Consider the following 23,911-nt stretch of genomic DNA (forward strand, 5'->3'; position numbering starts at 1 on the left):
CGAGGAGAACCGATGAACAGGCGTGACATCCTGCGGCGCAGCGCCGCCGCCGGCCTGCTGGCCACCCCCGCCGCCGCTCTGCTGACCGGTTGCGCGACCGGTGGCGGCGACAAGGGCGATGCCGAAACCTACAAGGGCACCAAGAGCGCCGAGAACCCGCTCGGCGTGAAGGAGGACGCCCCGCTCGAGGTGGTGATCTTCGGCGGCGGCTTCGGCGAGGAGTACGCCAAGGCCCACGAGGCGATGTACACCGAGAAGTACCCGAAGGCGAAGATCAAGCACTCCGCCACCCAGGAGATCAGCAAGACCCTCCAGCCACGTTTCGTCGACGGCACCCCGCCCGACGTGGTCAACAACTCCGGCGCCGGCCAGATCGACTTCAACGGCCTGGTCAGCCAGAACGCCATCGCCGACCTCGGCGAACTGCTCGACGCGCCGAGCCTCGACGTCCCCGGCAAGACGGTCCGGGAGACCCTGCTGCCCGGCGCGGTCGAGATCGGTTCGTACGACGGCAAGTTCCTGGTGATGAACTACACCTACACCGCGTACGGCATCTGGTACTCCAACAAGCTGCTCACCGACCGTGGCTGGACGTACGCCAAGACCTGGGACGACCACATCGCCCAGTGCAAGCAGATCAAGGCCGCCGGCATCGCCCCCTGGACGTACGCCGGCCTGCACCCGCGCTACATGAGCTGGCCGCTGATCTCCACCGCGATCAAGCTCGGCGGCCCGTCGGTGGCCACCGCCATCGACAACCTGGAGCCGAACGCCTGGAAGTCCGACTCGATGCGCACCGCCGCCGACGCGTGGTACCAGATCGTCAAGGACAAGTACATCCTCGACGGCTCCTCCGGCCTGGACCACAAGCAGTCGCAGACCGCCTGGTGCCAGGGCAAGGCCGCCTTCATCTCCTGCGGATCCTGGCTGGAGAGCGAGCAGAAGGACGTCACCCCTGCCGGCTTCAACATGACCATCGCGCCCACGCCGAGCCTGGGCAGCGGCGACAAGCTGCCGTTCGAGGCGATCCGGGGCACCGCGGGCGAGCCGTTCATGGTGCCCGCCAAGGCCCGCAACCTCGCCGGCGGGCTCGAGTACTTCCGCACCATGCTGTCCCGCAAGGGTGCGCAGGACTTCACGAAGAAGGTCGCCAGCCTCACCGTCGTCGCCGGCGCCAGCGAGGGCGCGGACCTGCCGTACGGGCTGAACACAGTGGTCAAGGCGCTCGACGCGTCAGGCGCCAACGGGTTCAACTGGGTCTACAACAACTACTACCGCAAGCTGGAGCGCAACCTCGTCGACGCGGCTTGCGGCGAGTTCTTCAGCGGCCGGATCGGCCCCGCGGAGTTCCTCGACCAGTGCCAGAAGGGCGCCGACTCGATCGCCCAGGACAGCTCGATCAAGAAGTACAAGCGAGCGGCCTGACCGCCCGGCCGGTGGGGGAGACGACCACCCCCACCGGCCGTATCCCCTCGGAGAGGTCCTTCTCGTGAGACATGGCAAGTGGCCGCTGATCGTCACGTTCCTGGTGCCGCCGGTGCTGCTGTACGTGTTCTTCGTCGTCTCGCCGTACCTTCAGGCGTTCCAGATCTCCACCACCGACTGGCTCGGCTACTCCGCCGACGCCAACCCGGTCGGTCTGGCGAACTTCAAGGCCCTGTGGCGCGACGACTACGTCTGGAACGCGCTGAAGAACAACGGCATCCTGCTGGCCCTGGTGCCCGTGCTGACAATCGTGCTCGGGCTGTTCTTCGCCACCATGCTCGCCATGGGCGGACGCAAGGGCCGCGCCGGAGTCACCGGGGTACGCGGCGGCGCGTTCTACCGCACCGTGTACTTCTTCCCGCAGGTCCTTTCCGTGGTGATCATCGCGCTGCTGTGGAAGGAGGTCTACCACCCCAACAAGGGCCTGCTCACCAGCGCACTGCACGGCCTCGGCCTGCCCTCGCCGACCTGGCTCGGCGACCCGGCGACAGCCTTCTGGTGCGTCCTCGCGGTGATGGTGTGGAGCAACGTCGGCTTCTATGTGGTGCTGTTCGGCGCGGCCATGTCCGCGGTGCCGAAGGAGATCTACGAGGCGGTGCTGCTCGACGGCGCGTCCCGGTTCACCACGCTGCGCCGGGTCACCCTGCCGCTGCTCTGGGACACCGTGCAGGTCGCCTGGGTCTACCTGGCCATCTTCGCCCTGGACGGCTTCATCCTCGTGCAGCTCATGACCAACGGTGGACCGAACTTCTCCACCGACGTGATCGGCGTACGGATGTACGACACCGCCTTCGGCAGCGAGACCAAGTTCGGCTACGCCTCGGCGATCGGCGTGGTGATGTTCTTCCTGACCCTCTCGGTTGCCGTGCTGTCGCTGCGGATCGGCCGGCGCGAACGGATCGAGTACTCGTGACCACACTGGACAAACCCGCCGCGACCGCGCCGACCCCTACCGCTCGGCGGGACCGTCCCGTACGCCGGGAGCTGGGCGTCGCCAACACCCTGTCGCACGGCTTCCTGCTGATCTGGGGCCTGCTCACCGTCCTGCCGCTGCTGTGGATGTTCCTCAGCTCGTTCAAGACCAACGGCGAGATCCTGGCCGACCCGTGGGGGCTGCCCGGGGCGCTGCACTGGGACAACTGGGCGCGGGCCTGGACCGGCGCGCACATCGGCAGGTACTTCCTCAACAGCCTCGTGGTGGTCACCGGCTCGGTGAGCCTCACCATGCTGATGGGCGCCACCGCCGCGTACGTCTTCGCCAGGTACGAGTTCCGCGGCCGGCAGTTCGTCTACTACCTGTTCGTGGGCGGACTGATGTTCCCGGTGTTCCTCGCCCTGGTGCCGCTCTTCTTCGTGGTCCGCAACGCCGGCCTGTTCAACACCTGGGTGGGTCTGATCCTGGTGTACGCGGCCTACTCGCTGCCGTTCACCGTGTTCTTCCTGACCGCGTTCTTCCGGACCCTGCCGACCTCGGTGGCGGAGGCCGCGATGGTCGACGGCTGCGGGCACTTCCGGCTCTTCTTCCGGGTGATGCTGCCGATGGCGCGTCCGGGACTGATCAGCGTGGCGATCTTCAATTTCCTCAGCCACTGGAACCAGTTCCTGCTGCCGCAGGTGCTCATGCAGGGCGACGAGTCCAAGTGGATGCTCGCCCAGGGGCTGTTCGCGCTGTCGGTCAGCCAGGGTTACGCGGGCGACTACGCGCGCCTCTTCGCCGGGCTGAGCATCGCGGTGCTGCCGGTGCTCGCGATCTACGTGGCCTTCCAGCGCCAGGTCCAGACCGGCCTGACCGCCGGCCAGCTCAAGTAGCCCCGACCGATCCCGATCAGGAACGCCGCCTGCGCCTCCCCGGCCCTCGGCCCCCGGCTAACGATCCGCGCAACTTCAGGGAAACTGCTGCCTCAAAGCGCCCCGAGACAGCAGTTTCCCCGAAAGTGCGCGGGTCGCGCTGCGCGGCGGGTCAGGGGGCGGTGGGGAAGAGGCGGGCGTGCAGGGCGGCCGGGTCGGCCAGCTCGGTCAGGTCGCGGGCGGCGAGCCAGGCTGCGGCGGCGGCCCCGTCGCCGGCGGTACGTAGTGGCGCGTGCGGCCAGTGTCGGCTGATCTCGGCCCGGACGGCGGTGGCGAGCGGGGTGTCAGCGGTGAGCAGTCCGCCGCCCAGCACGACGGGTGTGTCGGCTCCGGCCGCGCGGATCCGGCTGACGCTGGACGCCAGGTGCGCGGCGGCCTCGGCGACGAGTGCGGTGGCGACCGGTTCGCCGTCGGCGGCGGCGGTGACCACGAGTGGCGCGAGCCGGGCCAACTCGACGGGGGGTCGGCGGGTGACCGCCTGGATGGTGGCGTCGACCGTGTCGCGGGGTCGTGGGGCGATGTCGGCGCTGCCCATCAGTTCGGTGAGTACCGCCGTGGCCAGCGAGCCAGGCGTGTGGCCGGCGTCGAGGTTGGCGAGGAGCCGGCGAACCGCCTCGCGGCCGAGCCAGAAGCCGGACCCGGCGTCGCCGAGCAGCCACCCGTGACCGTCGGCGACGCGGTCCAGTCGCAGGTCGCGGACCTGGGCGGTGATCGCCCCGGTGCCGGCGATGAGGACCGTCCCGTCGGGCTCGGCGGTGCCGGAGGCGTACGCGACGAGGGCGTCGCCGTGTACGGCGTACGGGCAGCGCAGGCCGGCGTCGTGCCAGGCGCGGTCGAAGGCGGCGCGTCCGGTCGGGTCGGCGAGTAGTCGGGCGGCTCCGGCCAGCCCGATGGTGCCGGCGGCCACCCGGCTCGGGTCGACTCCGTGCAGCGCGCCGCGCAGGGCGGTGCGCAGTTCGGCGGCGGCCCGTTCGGCGCCGTGGCTGGTGGGGTTGCCACCGCCGGCACGACCGGTGCCGAGGCGGTCACCGGTGAGGGTCAGGGCGGTCGCCCGGGTGGACGTACCTCCGACGTCGAGGCCGACCACGACGGTGTCGGACATCGGCACGGGGCCTCCTTGCGCTGCGCGGCGACGGGCCTGTTCATGCTGGTCGGCGCGCTCGCGTCGGGCAAGGTCCGGCGTGCGGGAGGGGCTGTGCGCCAGGTAACAGTTTGAAAACTTCGCCCACGGTCTTGACACGGAGGGGCCTTCAGTAAGAAATTTTACCACTATCAGTTAACAGTCCTTTCGGATGGTGAGGCTTCAATGGTTGATCACGAGGTGGACACCGCCGCGGGGACCGCGGTGGTCGACGCCGACGCGTTCGACCGGCGGGGCAACCCCGGGTCGGCCTCGGACGGGGTACTGGCTCGCGTCCGCAACGGGCTCGCCGAGCTGACCGGGGCGCTGCGCCGCGTCGCCGAGCACGTGCTCAGCGACCCGGAGGCCGCGGCCCGGTCCACGATCGTGGAGCTGGCCGAGCGTAGTGGCACCTCACCGGCGACCATCACCCGCTTCTGCCGGGCGATGGGCTTCGAGGGGTACGCCGACCTGCGCCTCGGCATCGCCTCCGAAACGGGTCGGGCACGCTCCGCCGGATGGACCGTCGACATCGGACGCGAGATCCAGCCGAGCGACCCCCTGGCCCGGGTGCTCGACCAGATCATGGCCGCCGACACCCGCGCCATGCACGACACCGCCGCGCTGCTCGACCTCGCCGAGGTGGAACGGGCCGCCGTGGCGATCGCCGGCGCGAGTCGGGTGAACATCTTCGGCGCCAGCGGCAGTGCGCTGGTCGGCGAGGAGATGCAGTTCAGCCTGCACCGCATCGGGGTGGCCGCGTGGGCGTGGAACGACGTGCACGAGGGCCTGGCCAGCGCCGCGCTGCTGCGCGCCGGAGACGTGGCCCTGGGCATCTCGCACACCGGGCAGACCCGCGAGACCATCGAGATGCTCGCCGAGGCCGGCAGCCGGGGCGCCACCACGATCGCCCTCACCGGCTTCCCCCGCTCGCCGCTGGCCGAGCTGGCCGACATCGTGCTGCTCACCGCCAGCCAGGCGACGACCTTCCGGCCGGACGCGCTCTCCGCCCGGCACCCCCAGCTGGTGGTGCTCGACCTGCTCTACATCGCCGTCGCCCAGCGCACCCACGACCGCGCCCACGCGGCCTTCCAGCGCACCGCGCAGGCAGTCGACGGGCACAAGGCCGCGAAGGGAGCCAGCTCATGATCAGCGCCCAGGGGTACGCGGACGCGGTCCGCCCGGTGCTGGACCGGCTGCTCGACTCGCAGGCCGACGGGCTCACCCGGGCCGCCGACCTGATCGCCGAGAGCCTGCGCGCCGGCGGTGTGCTCCAGGCGTTCGGTGCCGGGCACTCCGAGGCGTTCGCCGCCGAACTCGTCGCCCGCGCCGGTGGGCTGGTGCCCACCAACCGGCTCTCGGTACGGGACCTCGTGGTGCACGGTGACGCCCCGCGCGACGTGCTCGCCGACCCCAAGCTGGAACGCGACCCCTCGATCGCCCACCAGATCTACGCGCTCGCGGCGCCGCAGCCGCGCGACGTGTTCGTGGTGGCGTCCCAGTCCGGCATCAACGGCTCGGTGGTCGAGCTGGCGGCGCTGGTCACCGAGCGCGGTCACCCGTTGATCGCGGTCACCTCCGTCGAGCACACCGCACGGGTAGCCCCACGGCATCCGTCCGGTCAACGGCTCGCCGACCTCGCCGACGTCGTGCTGGACAACGGCGCGCCGTACGGCGATGCACTGCTGCCGCTCGAGGGCGGCGGCGCGGTCTGTGCGGTCTCCTCGGTCACCACGGCGCTGCTGGCGCAGTTGCTGACCGCTGAGGTCGTACGACGGTTCCACCAGGCCGGAGAGGTGCCCCCTATCTACCTCTCCGCCAACGTCCCCGGTGGGGACGAGCACAACATCGCCCTCGAGTCGCGGTACGCCGGGCGTCTCCGGCGCACCGCCTGACCCGAAATTCCACAAGGAGAGACGACGATGTCGATTACCCCCGAACACCCGGCCGCGCTCGACCGCCGCACGGTGCTGCGTCGCGCCGCCGCCGTGGGTGTGCTCGCCACTCCGGCCATCGGCCTGCTGGGGGCCTGCGCCACCAGCGGGAGCGACGGCGACAACGAGCAGGTCGCCGGTGGCACCAAGAGCGAGAAGAACCCGCTTGGCGTGAAGGAGGACGCCCCGATCGAGGTGGTCATCTTCAACGGCGGTTACGGCGAGAAGTACGCCACCGACGTGCACGAGCCGCTGTACAAGAAGGCGTTCCCCAAGGCGGAGGTCAAGCACCAGGCCACGCAGGCCGTCTCCACGGTGCTCCAGCCGCGGTTCGCGTCCGGCAACCCGCCGGAGTTCGTGAACAACTCGGGCGAGAAGCTGATCGACTTCGGTTCGCTCGTCGCCGACGGTCAGCTCCAGGACCTCACCGAGCTGTGGGACGCGCCGTCGGTCGACGACCCGTCCAAGAAGGTCCGGGACACGGTGGTGCCGGGCACCATCGAGGCGGGCTCGTTCAACGGCAAGCCGTACGTCCTGTACTACGTCTCCACCGTCTTCGGCATCTGGTACTCCGGCAAGCTGTTCAAGGACAACGGCTGGGCGCCGGCGAAGAACTGGGACGACTTCATCGCCCTGCTCACCTCGATCAAGGCCAAGGGCATCACCCCGTACGGCTACGCCGGTGCGAACGCGGCCTACTACCAGTGGAACGTGATCCTCACCCACGCCGCGAAGATCGGTGGCGTGGACGTGCTGAAGAACATCGACAACCTGGAGGACGGCGCCTGGAAGCAGGACGCGGTCAAGCAGGCGGCCACCGCGTGGGCCGAGGTCGGCGCGAAGTTCAGCGACAAGAGCTTCGAGGGCCTCAAGCACACCGACGTGCAGCTGCGGCAGAACCAGTACAAGGTGGCTCTCTACCCCAGCGGTGACTGGCTGGAGGGCGAGCAGAAGAAGGACACCCCGGCCGGCTTCGACTACCAGCTCATGCCGGTGCCGAGCATGTCCGCCTCGGACAAGCTGCCGGCCACCGCGCTGCGGGCCACCGCTGGTGAGGGCTACTTCGTCTCGGCCAAGAGCAAGAACCCCAAGGGCGGCCTGGAGTACATGCGCCAGATGCTGTCCAAGGAGGGCGCGAAGGGCTTCACCGAGGTGGTCAAGGCCCCGACCGTGGTCCCCGCCGGTTCGGAGGGCTTCGCCTTCCCGCCCGGTGTGGCCAGCTCGCAGGCCGCTCTCAAGGCGGCCGGCCAGGACGTGTTCAACCTGTACTTCGACGGCTGGTACAAGGAGCTCGACACGGAGGCGCGTACCGCCACCAACGAGCTGATGTTCGGCCGGATCAACGCGGACGCCTTCGTGGAGCGGATCCAGAAGCGCGCCGACGCGATCAAGAAGGACAGCTCGGTCGCCAAGTTCAAGCGTTGATCGATCGGAGCTAGGGTCATGCGGCACGGCAAGTATCCATTCGTGGTCGGGTTCCTGTTCGCCCCGGTCGCGCTGTACGTGACATTCGTGATCTGGCCGTACGCGCAGGCGTTCCAGATCTCGATGACCAACTGGCGGGGCCTGTCCGCCCCGCAGTGGGTGGGCTTCGACAACTACCGGAGGTTGCTCGACGACGGAGCCTTCTGGAAGGCGGTCCAGCACCACGGCGTACTGCTGCTTGCCCTGCCGCTGATCACCATCGCCATCGCCTTGTTCTTCGCGTTCCTGCTGAACGTGGGTGGCAAGAGCAGCGGTGGTCAACGCCAGGGGGTCTGGGGGTCGAAGTTCTACCGGGTGGTGTTCTTCTTCCCCCAGGTCCTGGCGGTGGCCATCATCGCGGTGCTGTTCCAGATGGTGTACCGGCCGAACGAGTCCGGCCTGATCAACGGCGTGCTGATGAAGTTCGGCATGGAGCCGATCCTCTTCCTGGTCAAGCCGAACCTGGCCCTGTGGTCGATCCTCGCGGTGCTGGTCTGGCAGGCGGTCGGCTTCTACGTGGTGCTCTTCTCGGCCGGGATGGCCTCCATTCCGGGTGAGATCTACGAGGCCGCCGAGATGGACGGGGCGACGAAGGTGACCCTGTTCTTCCGGGTCACCCTGCCGCTGCTGTGGGACACCCTCCAGGTGGCCTGGGTGTATCTCGGTATCGCGGCGTTCGACGCGTTCGCCATCGTGGCGGTGCTCTCGGTGGACGGTGGCGGCCCGGACGGTGCCACCACAGTCCTGGCCATGGAGATCTACCGCAACGCGTTCGTCTACTCGAAGTACGGCTACGCCTCGGCGATGGGCGTGGCGCTGTTCTTCCTCACCCTCACGTTCGCGGCGTTGACGCTGCGGCTCAGCAAGCGGGAAAGCGTGGAGTACTGATGAATCCGCAGTCGACGCTGCCGCCGACACCGGCGGCGCTGCCGCCGAAGACCGGTGACCCGTCCGCCCCGACCGGGCGGGGGCGCAAGGGCCCCCGCTCGGAGGTACGGCTCTTCGCGGGCCTGGGGCACGTCGCGCTCGCCGTGTGGGCGGTGATCGTGATCGTGCCGATCCTCTGGACCTTCCTCGCCGCGTTCAAGAACACCAGCGAGATCTTCAGCAGTCCGTGGACGCTGCCGGCGGAGCTGCGCTGGGAGAACTTCGGCCGGGCGTGGACGAAGGCGAACGTCGGACGGTACTTCCTCAACAGCGTGATCGTGGTGTCGTGCAGCACGTTCGGCACCATGCTGCTCGGCTCGATGGCCGCGTACGTGCTGGCCCGGTACAAGTTCTGGGGCAACCGGGCGATCTACTACCTGTTCGTCTCCGGGTTGGCGTTCCCGGTGTTCCTGGCCCTGGTGCCGCTGTTCTTCGTGGTGAAGAACCTGGGCCTGCTGGACACCCACACAGGTGTGGTGCTCGTCTACATCGCCTACTCGCTGCCGTTCACCGTGTTCTTCCTGGCCGCGTTCTTCAAGACGCTGCCGTCGTCGGTGGCCGAGGCGGGGATGATCGACGGCTGCGGGCACACCCGGCTGTTCTTCCAGGTGATGATGCCGATGGCCAAGCCGGGCCTGATCAGCGTGGCGATCTTCAACATCATCGGCCAGTGGGCGCAGTACCAGTTGCCGTTGGTGCTGCTCTCCAATGCCAAGGACAAGTGGGTGCTCACCCAGGGCATCGCCGACATCTCGGTCAACGCCGGCTACGAGGCCGACTGGTCCGGGCTGTTCGCCGCGCTGACCATCGCCATCCTGCCGATGATCATCGTGTACGCGGTCTTCCAACGCCAGATCCAGGCCGGCCTCACCTCCGGCGCGGTGAAGTAGCCCACGGTCACCTCGGGCGCTCGTCGGCCTGCGTGTGCCAGGAGTGCCAGAGTGCCGCGTACGCCCCGTCGGCAGCCACGAGATCATCGTGGCTGCCGATCTCGGTGATCCGGCCGTCGGCCAGGACGGCGACCCGATCGGCGTCGTGCGCGGTGTTGAGCCGGTGCGCGATCGCGATGACGGTCCGCCCGACGAGCACGGCGGCCAGGGCCCGCTCGGTACGCCGGGCGGTGCTCGGGTCGAGCGCGGCGGTGGCCTCGTCCAGGATCAGCGTGTGCGGGTCGGCGAGCACCAGCCGGGCCAGGGCCAGTTGCTGTGCCTCCGCCGGGCCGAGCTGCCGGGCGCCGTCGCCGAGCGCGGTGTCCAGCCCGTCGGGCAGCTCGGCGTACCAGTCGGCGCCCACCGTGCGCAGCGCGGCGAGCATCTGGTCGTCCGTCGCGTCGGGTGCGGCGAACGACAGGTTGTCGCGGACCGAGCCGATGAAGACGTGGTGCTCCTGCGTGACGAGGGCGATCCGCCGTCGGCGTTCGGCGGGGTCGAGGTCGGTGATCGGGCAGCCGCCGATGCTGACGACGCCGCGCCGTGGCGCGTCGATCCCGGCCAGCAGCCGGGCCAGTGTCGACTTGCCGGCGCCGGACGGCCCGACCACGGCGAGCCGCTCACCGGGTCGCACCTCCAGGTCGATGCCGTGCAGCACGTCGTGCCCGTCGGAGTAGGAGAACCGCGCACCGCGCACGACGAGCCGTTCGCCATGCGAGCTGGCCGCGCTGCCGGACGGCTCCGGCGGAACCAGGCCCACGCCCAGCACCCGGGCGTACGACGCGAAGCCGCGCTGCGCCTGCTCGGTCCACTGCAACAGCCGGTCCAGCGGCTCGATGGCCTGTTGCAGGTAGAGCGCGGCGGCCACCACCGCGCCGAGCGAGACCATGTCCCGGGTGAGCAGGTAGCCGCCGACGAGCAGGACCAGGGCGACCGGCAGCGGGTAGCTGGCCTCCACCACCGAGAAGAAGACGGTCCGCAGCGCCAGGGTCGCCCGTCGGGCTCGCCACACCCGGGTGACGCGTGTGGTGCCGTGCCGGATGCGGTCGTCGGTCAGCCGTAGCGCCTCCACCGTACGGGCGCCGTCGGCGGTGCTCGTCAGCGTCTCGGTCAACTCTGCGACCGCTGCCCCCTCGGCGAGGTACGCCGAGCTGGCCCGGCGCAGATACCACCTGGTCACCGCCACGATCGAGGGCATCCCGGCGAGCGCGGCGAGCCCGAGCACCGGGTGCAGCAGGAACACCGCGCCGAACAGCAACGTCAGCTGCACCGAGGCGATGACGATTGTGGGCACCACGTCGCGGACCGTCGTCCCGACCGTCGCCACGTCGACCGAGCTGCGGGTCGCCAGGTCGCCGGAACCGGCGCGCTCGACGACCGAGACCGGCAGCCCGAGCGTCCGGCTGACGAACTGCTCGCGCAGCTCGGCGACGGCCCGCTCACCGAAGCGGTGACCGGCGTACTGGGCGAACCGGGCGAGCAACGCGCTGACCACTACGCAGCCGGCGATGGCCAGCGCCAGCCGGTCCACAGTGGCCACGCCCGCCCCGGCGGTGACCCGGTCGACGATGGTGCCGAGCAGCCACGGCGGGGCGAGCCCGGCGACCGCGGCGGCGCTGTGCAGCGCCAGCACGACAGCGACGGCACGGCGGTGCCGGCTGATCATGTCCCGTAGCGCCAGTCGTACGGTGCCGCGGTCCGCGACCGGCAGACGGCTCACCGGTACGCCTCCTCGGCGTCGGCGGGCCGCTCGGCGTCGGGGTCGTCGCTGCCCCGGGCCACCAGGTGCCGGTAGTCCGGATCCCGGTCGAGCAGGTCGGTGTGGGTGCCGACGGCGCTGATCCGGCCCCCGCTCAGATACGCGACCTCGTCGGCCCGGCCGAGCAGCAGCGGCGACGTGGCGAGCACAAGCGTGGTCCGCCCGGCCCGCGCGGTCCGCAGCCGCTCGGCGATCCGCGCCTCGGTGTGCGCGTCCACCGCCGAGGTCGGGTCGACGAGGATCAGCACCTCCGGCTCGGCCAGGAGCGCGCGGGCCAGGCGTACCCGTTGGCGCTGACCCCCGGAGAGCGTCCGGGCCCGGGCGTCCAGCGGCGTGTCCAGCCCGGCCGGCAGGGCGTCCACGACGTCCTGCGCCGAGGCGGTCCGCAGGGCCGCGCCGATCCGTTCGTCGTCGGCCCCGGGGCGCAGGACGTCCCGCAGGGTCCCCGCGAAGAGGTACGAGTCGTGGTCGGCGACCAGGATCCGGGCGCGGACCTCGTCCAGGGCGATCCCGCTCAGCGGCACGCCGCCCCAGGTGGTGTCGCCGGCCACGTACCGGCCGAGCCGGTCGGCAAGCGCCACCGCCGCGGCCGGGTCGTCGGAGGCCACACCGGTCAGCCGGCCGGCGCGTACGGTCAGCCCGGTCACCGGGTCGTGCAGATCGGCGGGGCCGGCCGGTGCGGCCACGCCCTCGGGGTGGCGCGCGTCCGGCACGGTGCCCGGCCACCGGCGACCCGGCCCGCCCACGTCGTCAGGTGGCACGTTGAGCAGGTCGGTGATCCGTCGGGCGGCGACCCGACCCCGGATCAGCTCGTAACTGCCCTCCAGCAGGAACCAGACCGGCACGATCAGGCTGGCCACGTAGCCGTAGACGGCGACCAGTTCGCCGACCGTGACGGTGCCGTCGACCGCCATCCGGGCCGTCAACCACACCACCGCCGCCAGGAACAACCCGGGGATGGCGACAGTCGCCGCGTCGATCCAGCTCACCACGGCACCGACCCGGTACCCCTCGGCGCGCAGGTCCTGCGAGCGGTCCGCGTACCGGCGGGCGAAGAGGTCCCGGCCGCCCACCCCGGCGAGCACCCGCAGCCCGGCCACGATGTCGCCGGAGCGGGCCGTGAGCGCGCCCTGCTGCCTGCGGTAGGCCGATTCGGCCCGTTCGAGCCGGCGCAGCAGCGGGCCGACGACCAGCCCGACCGCCGGCACCCCCACCAGCACGCAGAGCGCGAGCACCGGGGAGATCGACCAGAGCAGCACGGCGACGACCCCGTACGCGACGACCGCGCCGACTCCCGGCCCGGTCAGCGTCAGCACCTGCGCCGACCAGTCGATGTCGGAGCCACCGACGGTGGCCACCTCACCGGCGGCGGTCCGGCGTGGCAGCGCCGCCCCGACCCGGGACAGGTGACGCAGCAGGACCTCCGCCGAGCGGGCCTTGGCGTCCTCCCGGATGAAGGTCATCGTGCGGTGCCGCATGATGCCCAGGTACGACAGGCCCATTCCCGCCACGATGATCGCCGCGACCCAGAGGAGCAGGGCGCGTGTGTCACGAGCGCGCAGCCCGTCGTCGACGGCCCGGGAGATCAGGTAGGGCCGGGCCGCCAGCCCGACCATCCAGGCCGTGCCGAGCACGCTGCCACGCAGCACGCGCCCGGGCTGGCAGCGGACCAGCCACCACAGGTACCGCATCGGACCGCGAGTGTCGGGAGTGCCGGGCTCGGAGTGCGGGATCTGCGGGGGCACCCGACCACGCTACCGAGCGCCCGGTCGACCCACCGACCCGTTTTCCTGTCGCAGGGGGAAGGCAGAATCACATTCGTGCTGGTGGCGGTGGTGGCGGGCGAGCGGGGCGGGGGAGAGCTGCGTCCGCTCGACGCCGCCGGCCGGCCCGCCGGCCCGGTCGAGACCGTCAGCGACCTCGCGGCGGCGGTGGCAACACGGGAGGCCGCCGAGCACCCGCGCTGGGTCTGGGCCACCGCCGGCGCGATCTACCCGGCGCTGCTGCGGGCCGGCGTGCGCGTCGAGCGGTGCCATGATGTGGAGCTGACCGAGGCGTTGCTGCTCGGGCACGCCGGCCGCTGGGGGGAGCCCCGCTCGCTTGCCGCCGCCTGGGCCCGACTGAGCGGCGGCCCGGTGCCACCCGATCCGCCGCCGCGCGCCGCCGCGCCGCCCGGGCACGGCCAGGGCGCGCTCTTCGACGCGCTGCCCGGCCCGCCTGGCCCGGGCATCGAGGCCCTGACCGAGGTGTACGCCGACCAGCTCGCCCGGGTCGCCACGACCGAGCACCCGGGCCGGTTCCGGCTGCTGGTGGCCGCCGAGTCGGCCGGCGCGTTGGTCGCCGTGGAGATGGGCGCCGCGGGGCTGCCCTGGCGGGCCGAGGTGCACGACGCGATCCTCGCCGAGCTGCTGGGCGAGCCGTCCCCGGTGGGTGGGCCGCCGCGCCGGTTGGCCGACCTGGCTTCCCGGATCGCCGACGCGTTCGGCGTACGCCGGCTGCACGCCGATTCCCCGGCGGAGCTGTTGAAGGCGTTCGCCCGGGTCGGCGTGGAGCTGCCCAACACCCGGGCCTGGGTGCTGCGCGGCGTGGACCATCCGGCGGTGCCGCTGGTTCTCGAATACAAGGAGCTGTACCGAATCTGGACGGCGCACGGCTGGTCGTGGCGTGAGCAGTGGGTGCGCGACGGGCGGTTCCAGCCGGAGTACGTGCCGGGCGGGGTGGTCTCCGGCCGCTGGGCGACCCGGGGCGGCGGCGCGTTGCAGATCCCGAAGGTGATCCGCCGGGCGGTGGTGGCCGACCCGGGCTGGCGGCTGGTGGTGGCCGACGCCGGTCAGTTGGAGCCGCGTGTGCTGGCGGCGGTCTCCGGCGACGCCCGGCTGGCGGCGGCGGGCGGGGCCGGCGATCTCTACGCCGCGCTCGCCCGTGACTCGTTCGGCGGTGACCGGGCGCGAGCCAAGGTGGCGCTGCTCGGTGCGATGTACGGGCAGACCGGCGGGGCGGCGGTGCCCGCGTTGGCGGTGCTGAAGCGCAGCTACCCGACGGCGTTCGGCTTCGTCGAGGCGGCGGCACGTACCGGTGAGGCGGGTGGGTTGGTGCGGTCCTGGCTCGGGCGTACGTGCCCGCCGGGCAGCCTCGGGTTCGGTGATCCCGACGACGCGCCGCTCGATCCGGACGCGGCGGCCGATCCGCAGGGTCCTCGGGCGCGGGCCGCCCGGTCGAGGGGGCGGTTCACCCGCAACTTCGTCATCCAGGCCACCGCCGCGGAGTGGGCGTCGACGTTGTTGGCGACCCTGCGGACGGAGCTGGCCGGCAGCACCGCCGAGCTGGTCTTCTTCCAGCACGACGAGGTGGTCGTGCACGCCCCGGCGGGCGAGGCCGCCGACGTCGCCGAGGCGGTCAGCCGGGCGGGGGAGCGGGCGTCGGCGCTGCTGTTCGGTGCCACACCTGTCCGTTTTCCGCTGGATCTGTCCATCGTCGACTGTTACGCGGACGCGGCCTGACCGGGCGGCGCCGACCCGTCAGTGATCGCCGGTCCGGCATCGCGTCCTCGGCGGTGGTGGGCTCCGATGCGTAACAGTTGCACTATTTCTCCTTTTCGCCCCGCCACCCGCGAGCCGCCGTCCTCGTTGCAGTGTCCGTAGGAGGGGCCGACCGGTCACGGTCGGTTCGTGCTGGAGGGGGCGCAGCTGAACCGGATCGCAGCAATGATCATCGCCGCAGGCGGGGGACGACGGATCGGTGGTCCCGAGGCCCTGCTGCACCAGGGTGAGAAGCCACTGGTCAACCAGATGATCGACACGATGACCGAGGCGGGCTGCGAGCAGATCGTGGTCGTGCTGGGTGCCGCCGCCGATCAGGTCCGGGAAACCGCGGACCTGGGCAGGGCCACCGTTGTGATCAACAAAGCGTGGGGGACCGGGGTCGGTTCGTCCATCCGGGCCGGCCTGGCCGCGATGGACGACGACGGGATCGAGGCGGTGGTGGTGGTCCCTGTCGACATGCCGGGCCTGACCGCCGCGGCGGTCCGCCGGGTGGCCGCACTGCCGTACCCGGACGTGCTTGTCTGCGCCACCTACGACGGGTTGCGCGGCTACCCGATGCTGTTCGGCCGTCGGCACTGGCCCGGCATCGCCACCCTGGCCAGCGCGGACGTGGGCGCACGCCCGTACCTGCTGGCGCACAAGGACCAGATCGTCGACATCGCCTGCGACTCGGTGGCCGACGGCAGCCGGGTAGACACCCCAGAGTTGATGGCCCTGTACGGCCTAACGGTCCCACCGCAACGCGTCGGGGTCTAGCACCGCGCCGATCTTGCAGTCTCTGTCGCCGATCCGCGTGGAATGCCCCGTATGTCGGCGCAGAAAGTGCAAGATCGCGTGAGGGGTGACCGGGCCGGGCAGCCTTGTGGGCTGCCCGGCGGGGGTTACGCCGTGGGCTGGTCCAGCTCGCCGGTGGCGGCGAGCTGCTGGTACCAGTGGGCGCTGTCCTTCCAGGTGCGGACCTGGGTGTCGTAGTCGACGCGAATGATCCCGAAGCGGCGGTCGTAGCCGTAGCCCCACTCGAAGTTGTCCAGCAGCGACCAGACGAAGTAGCCACGGACGTCCGCGCCCTGCGCCCGGGCGTCGGCCATCGCGCCGATGTGCCGGCGCAGGTAGTCGATCCGCCGGTCGTCGTGGATCCGGCCGTCGGCCGACACCACGTCGTCGAAGGCCGCGCCGTTCTCGGTGATCATCATCGGCTGGCTCGGGTACGCCCGGTGCAGGCGCAGCAGCAGCTCGGTCAGGGCCGGCGGGTCGATGTTCCACCCCATGGCCGTGTACGGGCCGGGCTGCGGCAGGAAGTCGACGTGCTCGGCGGCGACCCAGGGCGTCGAGGTGGAGGCGCCGTGCCCGTCCGCGTCGGAACGCGCCGACACGCCGTCCCAGGCCCGGACGAGCGTGCTGGAGTAGTAGTTCACTCCGAGCACGTCCAGCGGCACCGCGATCAGCTTCTCGTCGCCCTCGCGGACGAACGACCAGTCGGTGACCGACGCGGTGTCGGCGAGCAGGTCGGCCGGGTACTCCCCGTCCAGCATCGGGCCGAGGAACGCCCGGTTGGCCAGGGCGTCGATCCGCCGTACCGCATCGCGGTCCGCCTCGGAGTCCGAGGCCGGCCGGATGACGTGCAGGTTCAGCGTCACCGACAGCTCGGCGGCGGGGGCCACCTCCCGCACCACGCGTCCGGCCAGGCCGTGGGCGAGGTTGAGGTGGTGCACCGCGGCCAGCGCCGCCGCCGGTTCGGTCCGGCCCGGCGCGTGTACCCCGGAGGCGTAGCCCAGGTACGCGGAGCACCACGGCTCGTTGAGCGTGGTCCAGGTGTGCACCCGGTCGCCCAGCGCGCCCACGATGCCTGCCGCGTACTCCTGGAAGCGCAGCGCCGTGTCCCGTACCGCCCAGCCGCCGGCGTCCTCCAACTCCTGCGGCAGGTCCCAGTGGTACATGGTGGCCACCGGGCGGACGCCCCGCTCCAGCAGCCCGTCCACGAGGCGGGAGTAGAAGTCGATGCCTGCCTGGTTGAACCGGCCCGACCCGCCCGGCTGGACCCGGGGCCAGGAGATGGAGAACCGGTACGCGCCCAGGCCCAGCTCGGCGATGTGGTCCAGGTCCTGCTGCCACAGGTGGTAGTGGTCGGCGGCCACGTCACCGGTGTCACCGTTGAGCGTCCGCCCGGGTGTGTGGCTGTACGTGTCCCAGATGGACGGTCCGCGGCCGTCCTCGGTCGCGGCGCCCTCGATCTGGTACGCGGCGGTCGCCGACCCCCACAGGAAGCTCTCCGGGAAGTGGTGTTGCGTCATCGTTCTGTCCCCTGGATCTCGCAGATGTAGCCCGTCGAGGCGCCGGTGACCAGTTCGGCGCTGGCCGCCACACCGTCGTAGCGCACCTCGAACTCGGCGCCCGGACCGTGCCCGGGAGACGGTACCCGCACCCGGGTCCGCTGCCCTCGCGCCGGTGCGTAGAGCCGCAGCCGCACGTCGTCCGCCCACTCGTAGTCCGGTCGGTCGGTGCGGGAGCCGAACGGGATGACCGCGCCGGGGCGGGCCAGCACCGGCAGGCTGTCGTACCCGTGCTTCTCGGTCACCCACGCCGGCCCGGTTACCTGCGCGCCGGTGAGCAGGTGCGTCCACGTGCCGGCGGGCACGTAGTAGGTGACCTCCCCGTCGGCGCTGAGCACCGGCGCGACCAGCACGTCGGAGCCGAGCATGTACTGCCGGTCCAGGTACGCGGTGGCCGGGTCGTCCGGGAACTCCACGATCATCGGGCGCATCATCGGCGTACCGTCGCGGTGCGCCTCCTGGGCGGCGGCCGCGAGGTACGGCATCAGGCTGAGCTTGAGGTGCGTGAAGTGCCGCAGCACGTCCACGGCCTCGTCGTCGAATTCCCACGGCACCCGGTACGAGCCGGAGCCGTGCAGCCGCGAGTGCGAGGAGAGCAGCCCGAACGCGACCCACCGCTTGAACACGGCCGGGTCGGGGGTGCCCTCGAAACCGCCGATGTCGTGGCTCCAGTAGCCGAAACCGGACGCGGCCAGGGACAGTCCGCCGCGCAGCGACTCGGCCATGGCGACGAACGTCGACTCGCAGTCGCCGCCCCAGTGCACCGGGAACTGCTGCCCGCCGGCGGTGGCCGAGCGGGCGAACAGCACCGCCTCGCCCTCTCCCCGTTCGGACTCCAGCAGCTCGAAGACCGCCTTGTTGTAGAGGTACGAGTAGTAGTTGTGCATCCGCTGCGGGTCCGAGCCGTCGTGCCACACCACGTCGGTCGGGATGCGCTCGCCGAAGTCGGTCTTGAAGCAGTCGACGCCCATGTCCAGCAGCGCCCTGAGCTTGCCGGTGAACCAGCGCACGGCGTCCGGGTTGGTGAAGTCGACGAGCGCCATACCGGCCTGCCACTTGTCCCACTGCCAGACCGAACCGTCCGGGTTGCGGACCAGGTAGCCGGCCTCGCGGCCCTCCTCGAACAGGTAGGAGCGCTGGGCGATGTACGGGTTGATCCAGACGCACACCTTCAGGTCGCGTTCGTGCAGCCGGCGCAGCATCCCCTCTGGGTCGGGGAAGGTCGCCGGGTCCCAGACGAAGTCGACCCAGTGGAACTGGCGCATCCAGAAGCAGTCGAAGTGGAACACCGACAGCGGCAGCCCCCGCTCGGCCATGCCGTCGACGAACTCGGTAACCGTCTTCTCGTCGTACGAGGTGGTGAACGACGTGGACAGCCACAGCCCGTACGACCAGGCGGGCACCCGGGCGGGGCGGCCGGTCAGCGCCGTGTAGCGGCGCAGCACGTCCTTCGGGGTGGGCCCGTCGATGACGTAGTAGGTGAGGGTCTGCCCCTCGACGCTGAACTGGGTCTGGGCGACGACTTCCGAGCCGACCTCGAACGACACGTGCTCCGGGTGGTCGACGAACACCCCGTAACCGGCGCTGCTGAGGTAGAACGGCACGTTCTTGTACGCCTGCTCGCTGGCCGTGCCGCCGTCGGCGTTCCAGATGTCGACGGTCTGGCCGTTCTTGACGAACGGGCCGAAGCGCTCGCCCAGCCCGTACACCGTCTCGCCGACGCCCAGCGCGAGCCGCTCGTGGACGTGCCGGCGGCCCTCGGCGTCGGTGACGACGCCGATGCTGCGCCCGGTGGACGCGGTGATGAGCCGGTCGCCGTGCAGGAACTCGACCCGCCAGCCGTCGATGAGCGCGACGCGTGCGGTGAGGTCACCTGTGGTCAGTGTCGCGCTGAGGCCCGTGACGTCGACGGTGACCGGGTGCGCGTCGTCGGTGGTCAACCCGAAGTGCGGCTCGCGGGGCAGCCCGCCGGTGTGGTGGGCGATGGTGACTCCGACGACGCCGGGGGCGGGGGTGAAGAACCGGACGGTGACGACGGGCCGGTTGAGGGTGTCGCCGCGTCCGGTGATCCGACCGGCCGGCGCGAAGACCGTGAATCCGCGGTCGTCCGGCTCGACCGACTCGACGGTGCCGGGTCGCAGGACACTGACACCGGGGCGCAGTTGCCAGTACCCGTCGGTGAACTTCACTTCTCGGCTCCTGCCGTGATGCCGCGCGCGAGGGTGCGCTGGAAGATGAGGAAGAAGAGGATGGCCGGCACCAGGCTGATCAGCGAGCCGGCGTTCGTGGTCGGAGCGTCCATCAGGCGGTCACCCTGCAACGACGCGAGCGCGACCGGGATGGTCTGCGTCTGGTTGTCGATGAGCATGACCAGCGGGATGAGGAACTCGTTCCAGGTCCAGATGAAGAAGAAGATGAGCAGTACGGCGAGGGTGGGTCGCAGGTTGGGGAAGACCACCCGCCACAGCACGGTCCACTTGCCGGCGCCGTCGAGCGCGGCGGCCTCCAGCAGCGAGCGCGGGAACGTCCCCATGACCGAGGCCAGCAGGTAGGTGCCGAACGCGCTCTGGATCACGGTGAAGATGATGATCACCGAGAGTTGGGTGTTGTAGAGGCCGATCTCCTTCGCCACGTAGTACAGCGGGTAGATCAGCGCCTCCTGCGGCAGCATGTGGCCAGCAGGAACAGCCCGACGATCCAGAGCCGTCCACGGACCCGGCCGATGCCCAGGGCGTACGCGTTGAGCAGGGAGACGACCACGCCGAGGACCGCCACGGAACCGGCGATGAGCGTGGAGTTCCAGAGCTTGAGCGGGAAGTTCACAGTGGTCCAGTACGTGCGCAGACCCTTGGTGTAGAACTCGCCAGGCCAGCTCAGTGGCCCGCCCGAGGAGTAGTCGCCGGGTGACTTGAACGCGTTGAGCAGCATGAACGCGAACGGCACGAGCATGACGAGCGCGCCGACGGTGACCAGGGCGAGCACCACCCAGCGGCTCGCGCCGCGGTGGTGCCGGTCGCGGACCGGCCGGCCGGCCGACGCGGGCGTTTCGGTGATCATGACAGCCATCTCAGAACCCCCGGTCGCGGCGCTCGCTGCGGGCCTGCATCCAGATGAAGAGCACTGCCACCAGCACGATGATCACCGTGAGCACCGTGGAGATCGCGGAACCGTAGCCGACCTGGAGCTTCTTGAAGAACGTGTAGTAGGCGAAGTACGACGGCACGTTCGTGGCGTTCTCCGGGCCGCCCCGGGTCAGGGCGAAGATCGGCCCGAACACCTTCAGCGCGGCGATGGTGCAGGTCAGGGCCACCACGAAGGTCTCCGGCCGGATCTGCGGCAGGGTGATGGCCCGGAACCGGTGCAGCCAGTTCGCGCCGTCGACCTCGGCCGCCTCGTACAGTTCGGGGTCGACCCGTTGCAGCGCCGCCATGAAGACGACAACGGGGTAGCCGATCTGCACCCAGATCATCACGGCCATCACGGACGGCAGCGCGGTGCCCGGATCGCCGAGCCAGTCGTGACGCAGCGCGCCCAGGCCGACCGCGTCGAGCAGGCTGTTGAACGCGCCGTCGGGGCGCAGGATCCAGCCCCAGACGATGCCGGCCACCACGACGGGCAGCACCTGCGGGAGGTAGAACGCGGCCCGCAGCGCGGCGGCCGTGCGGGGCTTGAAGCGGCGGCCGATGACGTCGAAGAGCACCGCGGCGAGCAGCAGCCCGAGCGCCGTGGGGACCACGACCATCGCGATGATCATCCAGACGGTGTTGCGGAACGACGACCAGAACACCTCGTCGTGCAGCAGCTGCTGGTAGTTGTCCAGGCCCACGAACGTCGGGTCGCCGATCCCCGACCACTTGGTCAGCGACAGGTAGCCGGTGCCGACCAGCGGCGCGCCGATGACCAGGATGAACAGCACCGCTCCGGGGAGCAGGTAGAGCCAGTACGCCGCGTCGCGGCCGCGAGGTCTGCGGCGGGGCGGCGGCGGGGTGGAAGTCGCCGACGGCTGTGTGGCGGCGACGGTCTCGGAGACTGCCATGGAAGATCCTTCCCGGCGGGGCGGGCGGGCGCGCCGGTCGTACCTGTCGCGCCCGCCGCTCGCCGTGTCACTTGCCGGTGATCTCCTTGACGCCATCGGCGTACGGCTTGGCGATCGTGTCGAGCACCTGGTCCGGGGTCTTGGACCCGTTGATCAGGCCCTGGAAGCCGCCGACCAGCACGTCGTAGTAGCCGGGCACCGGCCAGTCCGGGTAGAAGGCCAGACCGTCCTGCTTGCTCACCGTGTTGAAGTCCTCGATCAGCTTGCGGTCCTTCGCGTCGCTGATCTTCGCGGGGTCGCCGGCCACCGGGACACCGCCGTTGTTGCCGATCAGGTCCTGGATCTCCGGACGCAGGGTGATGTCGATGAAGTCGTACGCCAGGCTCTTGGCCTTGCTGTTCGCCGGGACCACCCAGAGGTTGCCCGACGAGCCGGCGTGCAGGGTGTTGCCCGGGAAGAGGAACGTGTCCCAGTTGGCCTTCATCTCGGTCTTGAACCGGCCGTACCACCAGCTGCCCGAGACGATCATCGGCGTCTTGCCGGCGATGAAGGCCGTGCCCATGTCCTCGGCCTTGAGGCTCGCCGAGTCCTTGGCGACGTAGCCCTTCCTCACCCAGTCGGCGAAGGTGTCCGCGCCGTACTTGAGCGGGTCGGCCTTGAAGTCGACAGGGTTCTTGTAGAGCTGGTAGTTGTCGACGAACTGCCTGTCGGCCTTGGACAGGGCCAGCTGGTAGAAGAGCTGCCCGGCCGGGTACTCGGCGCCGGCCATCCCCAGCGGGGTGATCTTCTTGCTGACGAAGGTGTCCATCGCGGCGGTCATCTCCGCCATCGAGGTCGGCACCTTGACGCCGTTACGGTCGAACAGGTCCTTGTTGTAGTAGACAGTGACGTACTCGCCGTAGTTGGGCACGCCGAACCAGTTGCCCGAACCCATCACGCCCTTGTCGCTGTACCTGGCGGTGGTCTGCAGGCTGGGGCTGAGCTTGCCGGCCCAGCCGCGCTTGTCGGCCTCGGCGCTCAGATCGGTGAGCAGGCCCTGGGAGGACAGCAGGCCGGCCGTCGCGTTGCCCTTGTTGTACTCCATGATGTCCGGGCCCTCGGACGAGTTGATGATCATGCCGGCGTTCTGCTGGATCTGCTCGAACGCCTTGCGCTCGAAGCGCACCTCGACGCCCGGGTGCTCCGCCTTGAAGATCTCGATGGCCCGGTTCCAGCCGACCCCCATGGCGCTGTTCTCGCTCTCGTAGTGCCAGAGCTTGAGGGTCTTGGCCCCGCTGTCGTCCTCGCTGTCACCACCGCCGCACGCGGCCACGGCGGTCGTCGCGGTCGCCGCCAGGGCGATCGCGGCGACGATCCGGCGGAATCGCTGCATTGCTATCCTCCTCGTTGAGTATCTAGCGGTACCTCGATGAGGCCCGTCGTCGCGTTGCAGCGCGGCGGCGGGCTGTTTTCACTTGTCGGCCCCCATGAGCTGGCGGGTCCGTGGTGCGGCGGTCGAGCCCCGGATCTCCAGCGCGCACGGCAGCAGTTGCTGGTGGCGCGCGCCGCCGGGACCGTCCAGGTGGCGCAGCAGCGCCTCGATCGCGATCCGGCCCAGCGCCGACCCGGGGGACGTCATAGCGGTCAGCGCCGGGGTGGCCAGTTCGGCGACCTGCGGTGAGGTGACCATCGAGACGACCGAGACGTCGTCGGGCACCGACAGCCCGCGCCCGGTCAGCTCGCCGAGGATGCCGAAGATCGCTGTCTCGTTCATGGCCAGCACCGCGGTCAGCTCCGGGGCCTGCGCGAACGCGGCGGCCAGGGCGGCCCGCCCGCCCGCGGCGCTGTCCTCGGCGGCGATCATCACCGGCTCCAGGCCGTGGTCGGTCATCGCCGAGACGAAGGCGTCCCGGGTACGCAGCGCGGGGCCGTAGCCGGTGGCCAGCGTGGCGGCGGAGTGGTTGACGTAGACGATCCGTCGATGCCCCAGGCCGACCAGGTGCCCGACAGCCTCCCGCACGGTCTGCTCGAAGTCGATGTCGACGTAGGAGAGGCCGCTGGTGTCGCCGGTGCGCCCGATCAGGACCAGCGGCACGTCCGCCTCCTGGAGCACGGTGACCCGCTCGTCGGCGAGCTGCACCTCCATCAGCACGACGCCGTCGAGCATCCGCTGGGTGGCGAGCCGGCGCAGGTCGTCGAGGTCACCGCCGCCGACCGGGGAGAGCACCAGGTGGTAGCCGGCGGCGCTGGCCGCGGCGGCGGCTCCGGTGACGAAGGCCGTCTCGGTGGCGCCCAGACCACGCTCGTCCATCGGCATCAGCAGGCCCAGGATCCGGCTGCGCCGGCTGGCCAGGCCGCGGGCCATCGCGTTGGGCTGGTAGTGCAGCTCCTCCATGGCGGCGAGCACCTTGTCCCGGGTGGCCTGGGAGATCGGGCGGGCGCCGGTGAGCACGTACGACACGGTGCTGACCGAGACCCGGGCGAGGCGGGCGACGTCGTGCATGGTGGCCACGCGCACCTCCTCCGGCCAGGCGTGGGACCGTTTCCGAACCTGCGTC

Annotated in this window: 20 protein-coding genes; 10 read left to right on the forward strand and 10 right to left on the reverse strand. The window is 70.7% G+C overall.

Features of this window, described 5'->3' with window-relative positions; genetic code table 11:
• Positions 1-12: 12 nt before the first annotated feature.
• The 3 genes from ngcE (AB0N27_RS03640) to AB0N27_RS03650 all read left to right on the forward strand — a co-directional run bounded on the left by ngcE (AB0N27_RS03640) (position 13) and on the right by AB0N27_RS03650 (position 3,294).
• A complete protein-coding gene (ngcE, locus tag AB0N27_RS03640; protein ID WP_364362813.1) occupies positions 13-1,425 on the forward strand; it encodes an N-acetylglucosamine/diacetylchitobiose ABC transporter substrate-binding protein in 1,413 nt (470 codons plus the stop codon).
• Positions 1,426-1,489: 64 nt separating this feature from the next.
• Positions 1,490-2,398, forward strand: coding sequence for a sugar ABC transporter permease (locus AB0N27_RS03645; RefSeq protein ID WP_364362814.1), 909 nt, complete (start codon positions 1,490-1,492; stop codon positions 2,396-2,398).
• Entirely contained in the window at positions 2,395-3,294 is a 900-nt protein-coding gene (locus tag AB0N27_RS03650; RefSeq protein ID WP_364362815.1) for a carbohydrate ABC transporter permease, read from the forward strand. The genes AB0N27_RS03645 and AB0N27_RS03650 overlap by 4 nt, the downstream gene beginning before the upstream one ends.
• 151 nt (positions 3,295-3,445) lie before the next feature.
• Here the strand turns inward: AB0N27_RS03650 and AB0N27_RS03655 are convergent, their stop codons facing one another.
• Positions 3,446-4,435 (reverse strand): BadF/BadG/BcrA/BcrD ATPase family protein, encoded by a 990-nt coding sequence (locus AB0N27_RS03655; RefSeq protein ID WP_364362816.1) that lies wholly within the window; start codon positions 4,433-4,435, stop codon positions 3,446-3,448.
• 204 nt (positions 4,436-4,639) lie between these two features.
• Between AB0N27_RS03655 and AB0N27_RS03660 the strand changes: the two genes are divergently transcribed.
• Genes AB0N27_RS03660 through AB0N27_RS03680 form a run of 5 tightly spaced genes read left to right on the forward strand, consistent with a single transcriptional unit; the run spans position 4,640 to position 9,668 of the window.
• Positions 4,640-5,602 (forward strand): MurR/RpiR family transcriptional regulator, encoded by a 963-nt coding sequence (locus AB0N27_RS03660; protein WP_364362817.1) that lies wholly within the window; start codon positions 4,640-4,642, stop codon positions 5,600-5,602.
• Complete coding sequence (locus tag AB0N27_RS03665; protein ID WP_364362818.1) at positions 5,599-6,348, forward strand: SIS domain-containing protein; 750 nt, start codon at positions 5,599-5,601, stop codon at positions 6,346-6,348. The genes AB0N27_RS03660 and AB0N27_RS03665 overlap by 4 nt, the downstream gene beginning before the upstream one ends.
• Positions 6,349-6,375: 27 nt before the next feature.
• Entirely contained in the window at positions 6,376-7,812 is a 1,437-nt protein-coding gene (gene ngcE, locus AB0N27_RS03670; RefSeq protein WP_364362819.1) for an N-acetylglucosamine/diacetylchitobiose ABC transporter substrate-binding protein, read from the forward strand.
• A gap of 18 nt (positions 7,813-7,830) precedes the next feature.
• Positions 7,831-8,739: a sugar ABC transporter permease gene (locus AB0N27_RS03675; RefSeq protein WP_364362820.1), complete on the forward strand. Its 909-nt coding sequence runs from the start codon at positions 7,831-7,833 to the stop codon at positions 8,737-8,739.
• Complete coding sequence (locus AB0N27_RS03680) at positions 8,739-9,668, forward strand: carbohydrate ABC transporter permease (RefSeq protein WP_364362821.1); 930 nt, start codon at positions 8,739-8,741, stop codon at positions 9,666-9,668. The genes AB0N27_RS03675 and AB0N27_RS03680 overlap by 1 nt, the downstream gene beginning before the upstream one ends.
• Before the next feature lie 7 nt (positions 9,669-9,675).
• On the opposite strand, the gene AB0N27_RS03685 is transcribed toward AB0N27_RS03680, so the two are convergent.
• Positions 9,676-11,373 (reverse strand): ABC transporter ATP-binding protein, encoded by a 1,698-nt coding sequence (locus tag AB0N27_RS03685; RefSeq protein WP_364366018.1) that lies wholly within the window; start codon positions 11,371-11,373, stop codon positions 9,676-9,678.
• Between the two features lie 50 nt (positions 11,374-11,423).
• Positions 11,424-13,157 carry an ABC transporter ATP-binding protein gene (locus AB0N27_RS03690; protein WP_364366020.1) on the reverse strand — a complete coding sequence of 578 codons (1,734 nt, stop codon included), beginning with the start codon at positions 13,155-13,157 and terminating at the stop codon, positions 11,424-11,426.
• Positions 13,158-13,256: 99 nt separating this feature from the next.
• Here AB0N27_RS03690 and AB0N27_RS03695 point away from each other — a divergent pair, with 99 nt between their 5' ends.
• Complete coding sequence (locus AB0N27_RS03695) at positions 13,257-14,966, forward strand: bifunctional 3'-5' exonuclease/DNA polymerase (protein ID WP_364366023.1); 1,710 nt, start codon at positions 13,257-13,259, stop codon at positions 14,964-14,966.
• Positions 14,967-15,170: 204 nt separating this feature from the next.
• Positions 15,171-15,764, forward strand: a complete 594-nt coding sequence (locus tag AB0N27_RS03700) for an NTP transferase domain-containing protein (protein ID WP_139585168.1) — start codon at positions 15,171-15,173, stop codon at positions 15,762-15,764.
• A gap of 125 nt (positions 15,765-15,889) precedes the next feature.
• Here AB0N27_RS03700 and AB0N27_RS03705 read toward each other — a convergent pair whose 3' ends face one another.
• From AB0N27_RS03705 to AB0N27_RS03735, 7 genes are all read right to left on the reverse strand, one after another.
• Positions 15,890-17,299: a GH1 family beta-glucosidase gene (locus AB0N27_RS03705; protein ID WP_364362822.1), complete on the reverse strand. Its 1,410-nt coding sequence runs from the start codon at positions 17,297-17,299 to the stop codon at positions 15,890-15,892.
• Positions 17,296-19,527 carry an alpha-xylosidase gene (gene yicI / locus AB0N27_RS03710; RefSeq protein ID WP_364362823.1) on the reverse strand — a complete coding sequence of 744 codons (2,232 nt, stop codon included), beginning with the start codon at positions 19,525-19,527 and terminating at the stop codon, positions 17,296-17,298. Before yicI ends, AB0N27_RS03705 begins: the two co-directional genes overlap by 4 nt.
• Positions 19,524-20,009: a carbohydrate ABC transporter permease gene (locus tag AB0N27_RS03715; RefSeq protein ID WP_364362824.1), complete on the reverse strand. Its 486-nt coding sequence runs from the start codon at positions 20,007-20,009 to the stop codon at positions 19,524-19,526. The genes yicI and AB0N27_RS03715 overlap by 4 nt, the downstream gene beginning before the upstream one ends.
• Positions 19,988-20,395: a hypothetical protein gene (locus AB0N27_RS03720; protein ID WP_364362825.1), complete on the reverse strand. Its 408-nt coding sequence runs from the start codon at positions 20,393-20,395 to the stop codon at positions 19,988-19,990. Before AB0N27_RS03720 ends, AB0N27_RS03715 begins: the two co-directional genes overlap by 22 nt.
• Positions 20,396-20,405: 10 nt before the next feature.
• Positions 20,406-21,374, reverse strand: a complete 969-nt coding sequence (locus tag AB0N27_RS03725; protein WP_364362826.1) for a sugar ABC transporter permease — start codon at positions 21,372-21,374, stop codon at positions 20,406-20,408.
• 67 nt (positions 21,375-21,441) lie between these two features.
• Positions 21,442-22,746 (reverse strand): extracellular solute-binding protein, encoded by a 1,305-nt coding sequence (locus tag AB0N27_RS03730; protein ID WP_364362827.1) that lies wholly within the window; start codon positions 22,744-22,746, stop codon positions 21,442-21,444.
• 78 nt (positions 22,747-22,824) lie between these two features.
• Complete coding sequence (locus AB0N27_RS03735) at positions 22,825-23,856, reverse strand: LacI family DNA-binding transcriptional regulator (RefSeq protein ID WP_364366027.1); 1,032 nt, start codon at positions 23,854-23,856, stop codon at positions 22,825-22,827.
• Positions 23,857-23,911: the final 55 nt, after the last annotated feature.

This window comes from Micromonospora sp. NPDC093244, from assembly GCF_040683695.1.
Classification (GTDB): Bacteria; Actinomycetota; Actinomycetes; order Mycobacteriales; family Micromonosporaceae; genus Micromonospora.

What these genes read in the sequence shown, in the direction of transcription:
- ngcE (WP_364362813.1), top strand. Translation starts at nt 13, where the DNA reads ATGAACAGGCGTGACATCCTGCGGCGCAGCGCCGCCGCCGGCCTGCTG.
- AB0N27_RS03655 (WP_364362816.1), bottom strand. Translation starts at nt 4,435, where the DNA reads ATGTCCGACACCGTCGTGGTCGGCCTCGACGTCGGAGGTACGTCCACC.
- AB0N27_RS03660 (WP_364362817.1), top strand. Translation starts at nt 4,640, where the DNA reads ATGGTTGATCACGAGGTGGACACCGCCGCGGGGACCGCGGTGGTCGAC.
- AB0N27_RS03665 (WP_364362818.1), top strand. Translation starts at nt 5,599, where the DNA reads ATGATCAGCGCCCAGGGGTACGCGGACGCGGTCCGCCCGGTGCTGGAC.
- ngcE (WP_364362819.1), top strand. Translation starts at nt 6,376, where the DNA reads ATGTCGATTACCCCCGAACACCCGGCCGCGCTCGACCGCCGCACGGTG.
- AB0N27_RS03675 (WP_364362820.1), top strand. Translation starts at nt 7,831, where the DNA reads ATGCGGCACGGCAAGTATCCATTCGTGGTCGGGTTCCTGTTCGCCCCG.
- AB0N27_RS03680 (WP_364362821.1), top strand. Translation starts at nt 8,739, where the DNA reads ATGAATCCGCAGTCGACGCTGCCGCCGACACCGGCGGCGCTGCCGCCG.
- AB0N27_RS03685 (WP_364366018.1), bottom strand. Translation starts at nt 11,373, where the DNA reads ATGATCAGCCGGCACCGCCGTGCCGTCGCTGTCGTGCTGGCGCTGCAC.
- AB0N27_RS03690 (WP_364366020.1), bottom strand. Translation starts at nt 13,157, where the DNA reads ATGCGGTACCTGTGGTGGCTGGTCCGCTGCCAGCCCGGGCGCGTGCTG.
- AB0N27_RS03700 (WP_139585168.1), top strand. Translation starts at nt 15,171, where the DNA reads ATGATCATCGCCGCAGGCGGGGGACGACGGATCGGTGGTCCCGAGGCC.
- AB0N27_RS03705 (WP_364362822.1), bottom strand. Translation starts at nt 17,299, where the DNA reads ATGACGCAACACCACTTCCCGGAGAGCTTCCTGTGGGGGTCGGCGACC.
- AB0N27_RS03715 (WP_364362824.1), bottom strand. Translation starts at nt 20,009, where the DNA reads ATGCTGCCGCAGGAGGCGCTGATCTACCCGCTGTACTACGTGGCGAAG.
- AB0N27_RS03720 (WP_364362825.1), bottom strand. Translation starts at nt 20,395, where the DNA reads ATGATCACCGAAACGCCCGCGTCGGCCGGCCGGCCGGTCCGCGACCGG.
- AB0N27_RS03725 (WP_364362826.1), bottom strand. Translation starts at nt 21,374, where the DNA reads ATGGCAGTCTCCGAGACCGTCGCCGCCACACAGCCGTCGGCGACTTCC.
- AB0N27_RS03730 (WP_364362827.1), bottom strand. Translation starts at nt 22,746, where the DNA reads ATGCAGCGATTCCGCCGGATCGTCGCCGCGATCGCCCTGGCGGCGACC.
- AB0N27_RS03735 (WP_364366027.1), bottom strand. Translation starts at nt 23,856, where the DNA reads ATGCACGACGTCGCCCGCCTCGCCCGGGTCTCGGTCAGCACCGTGTCG.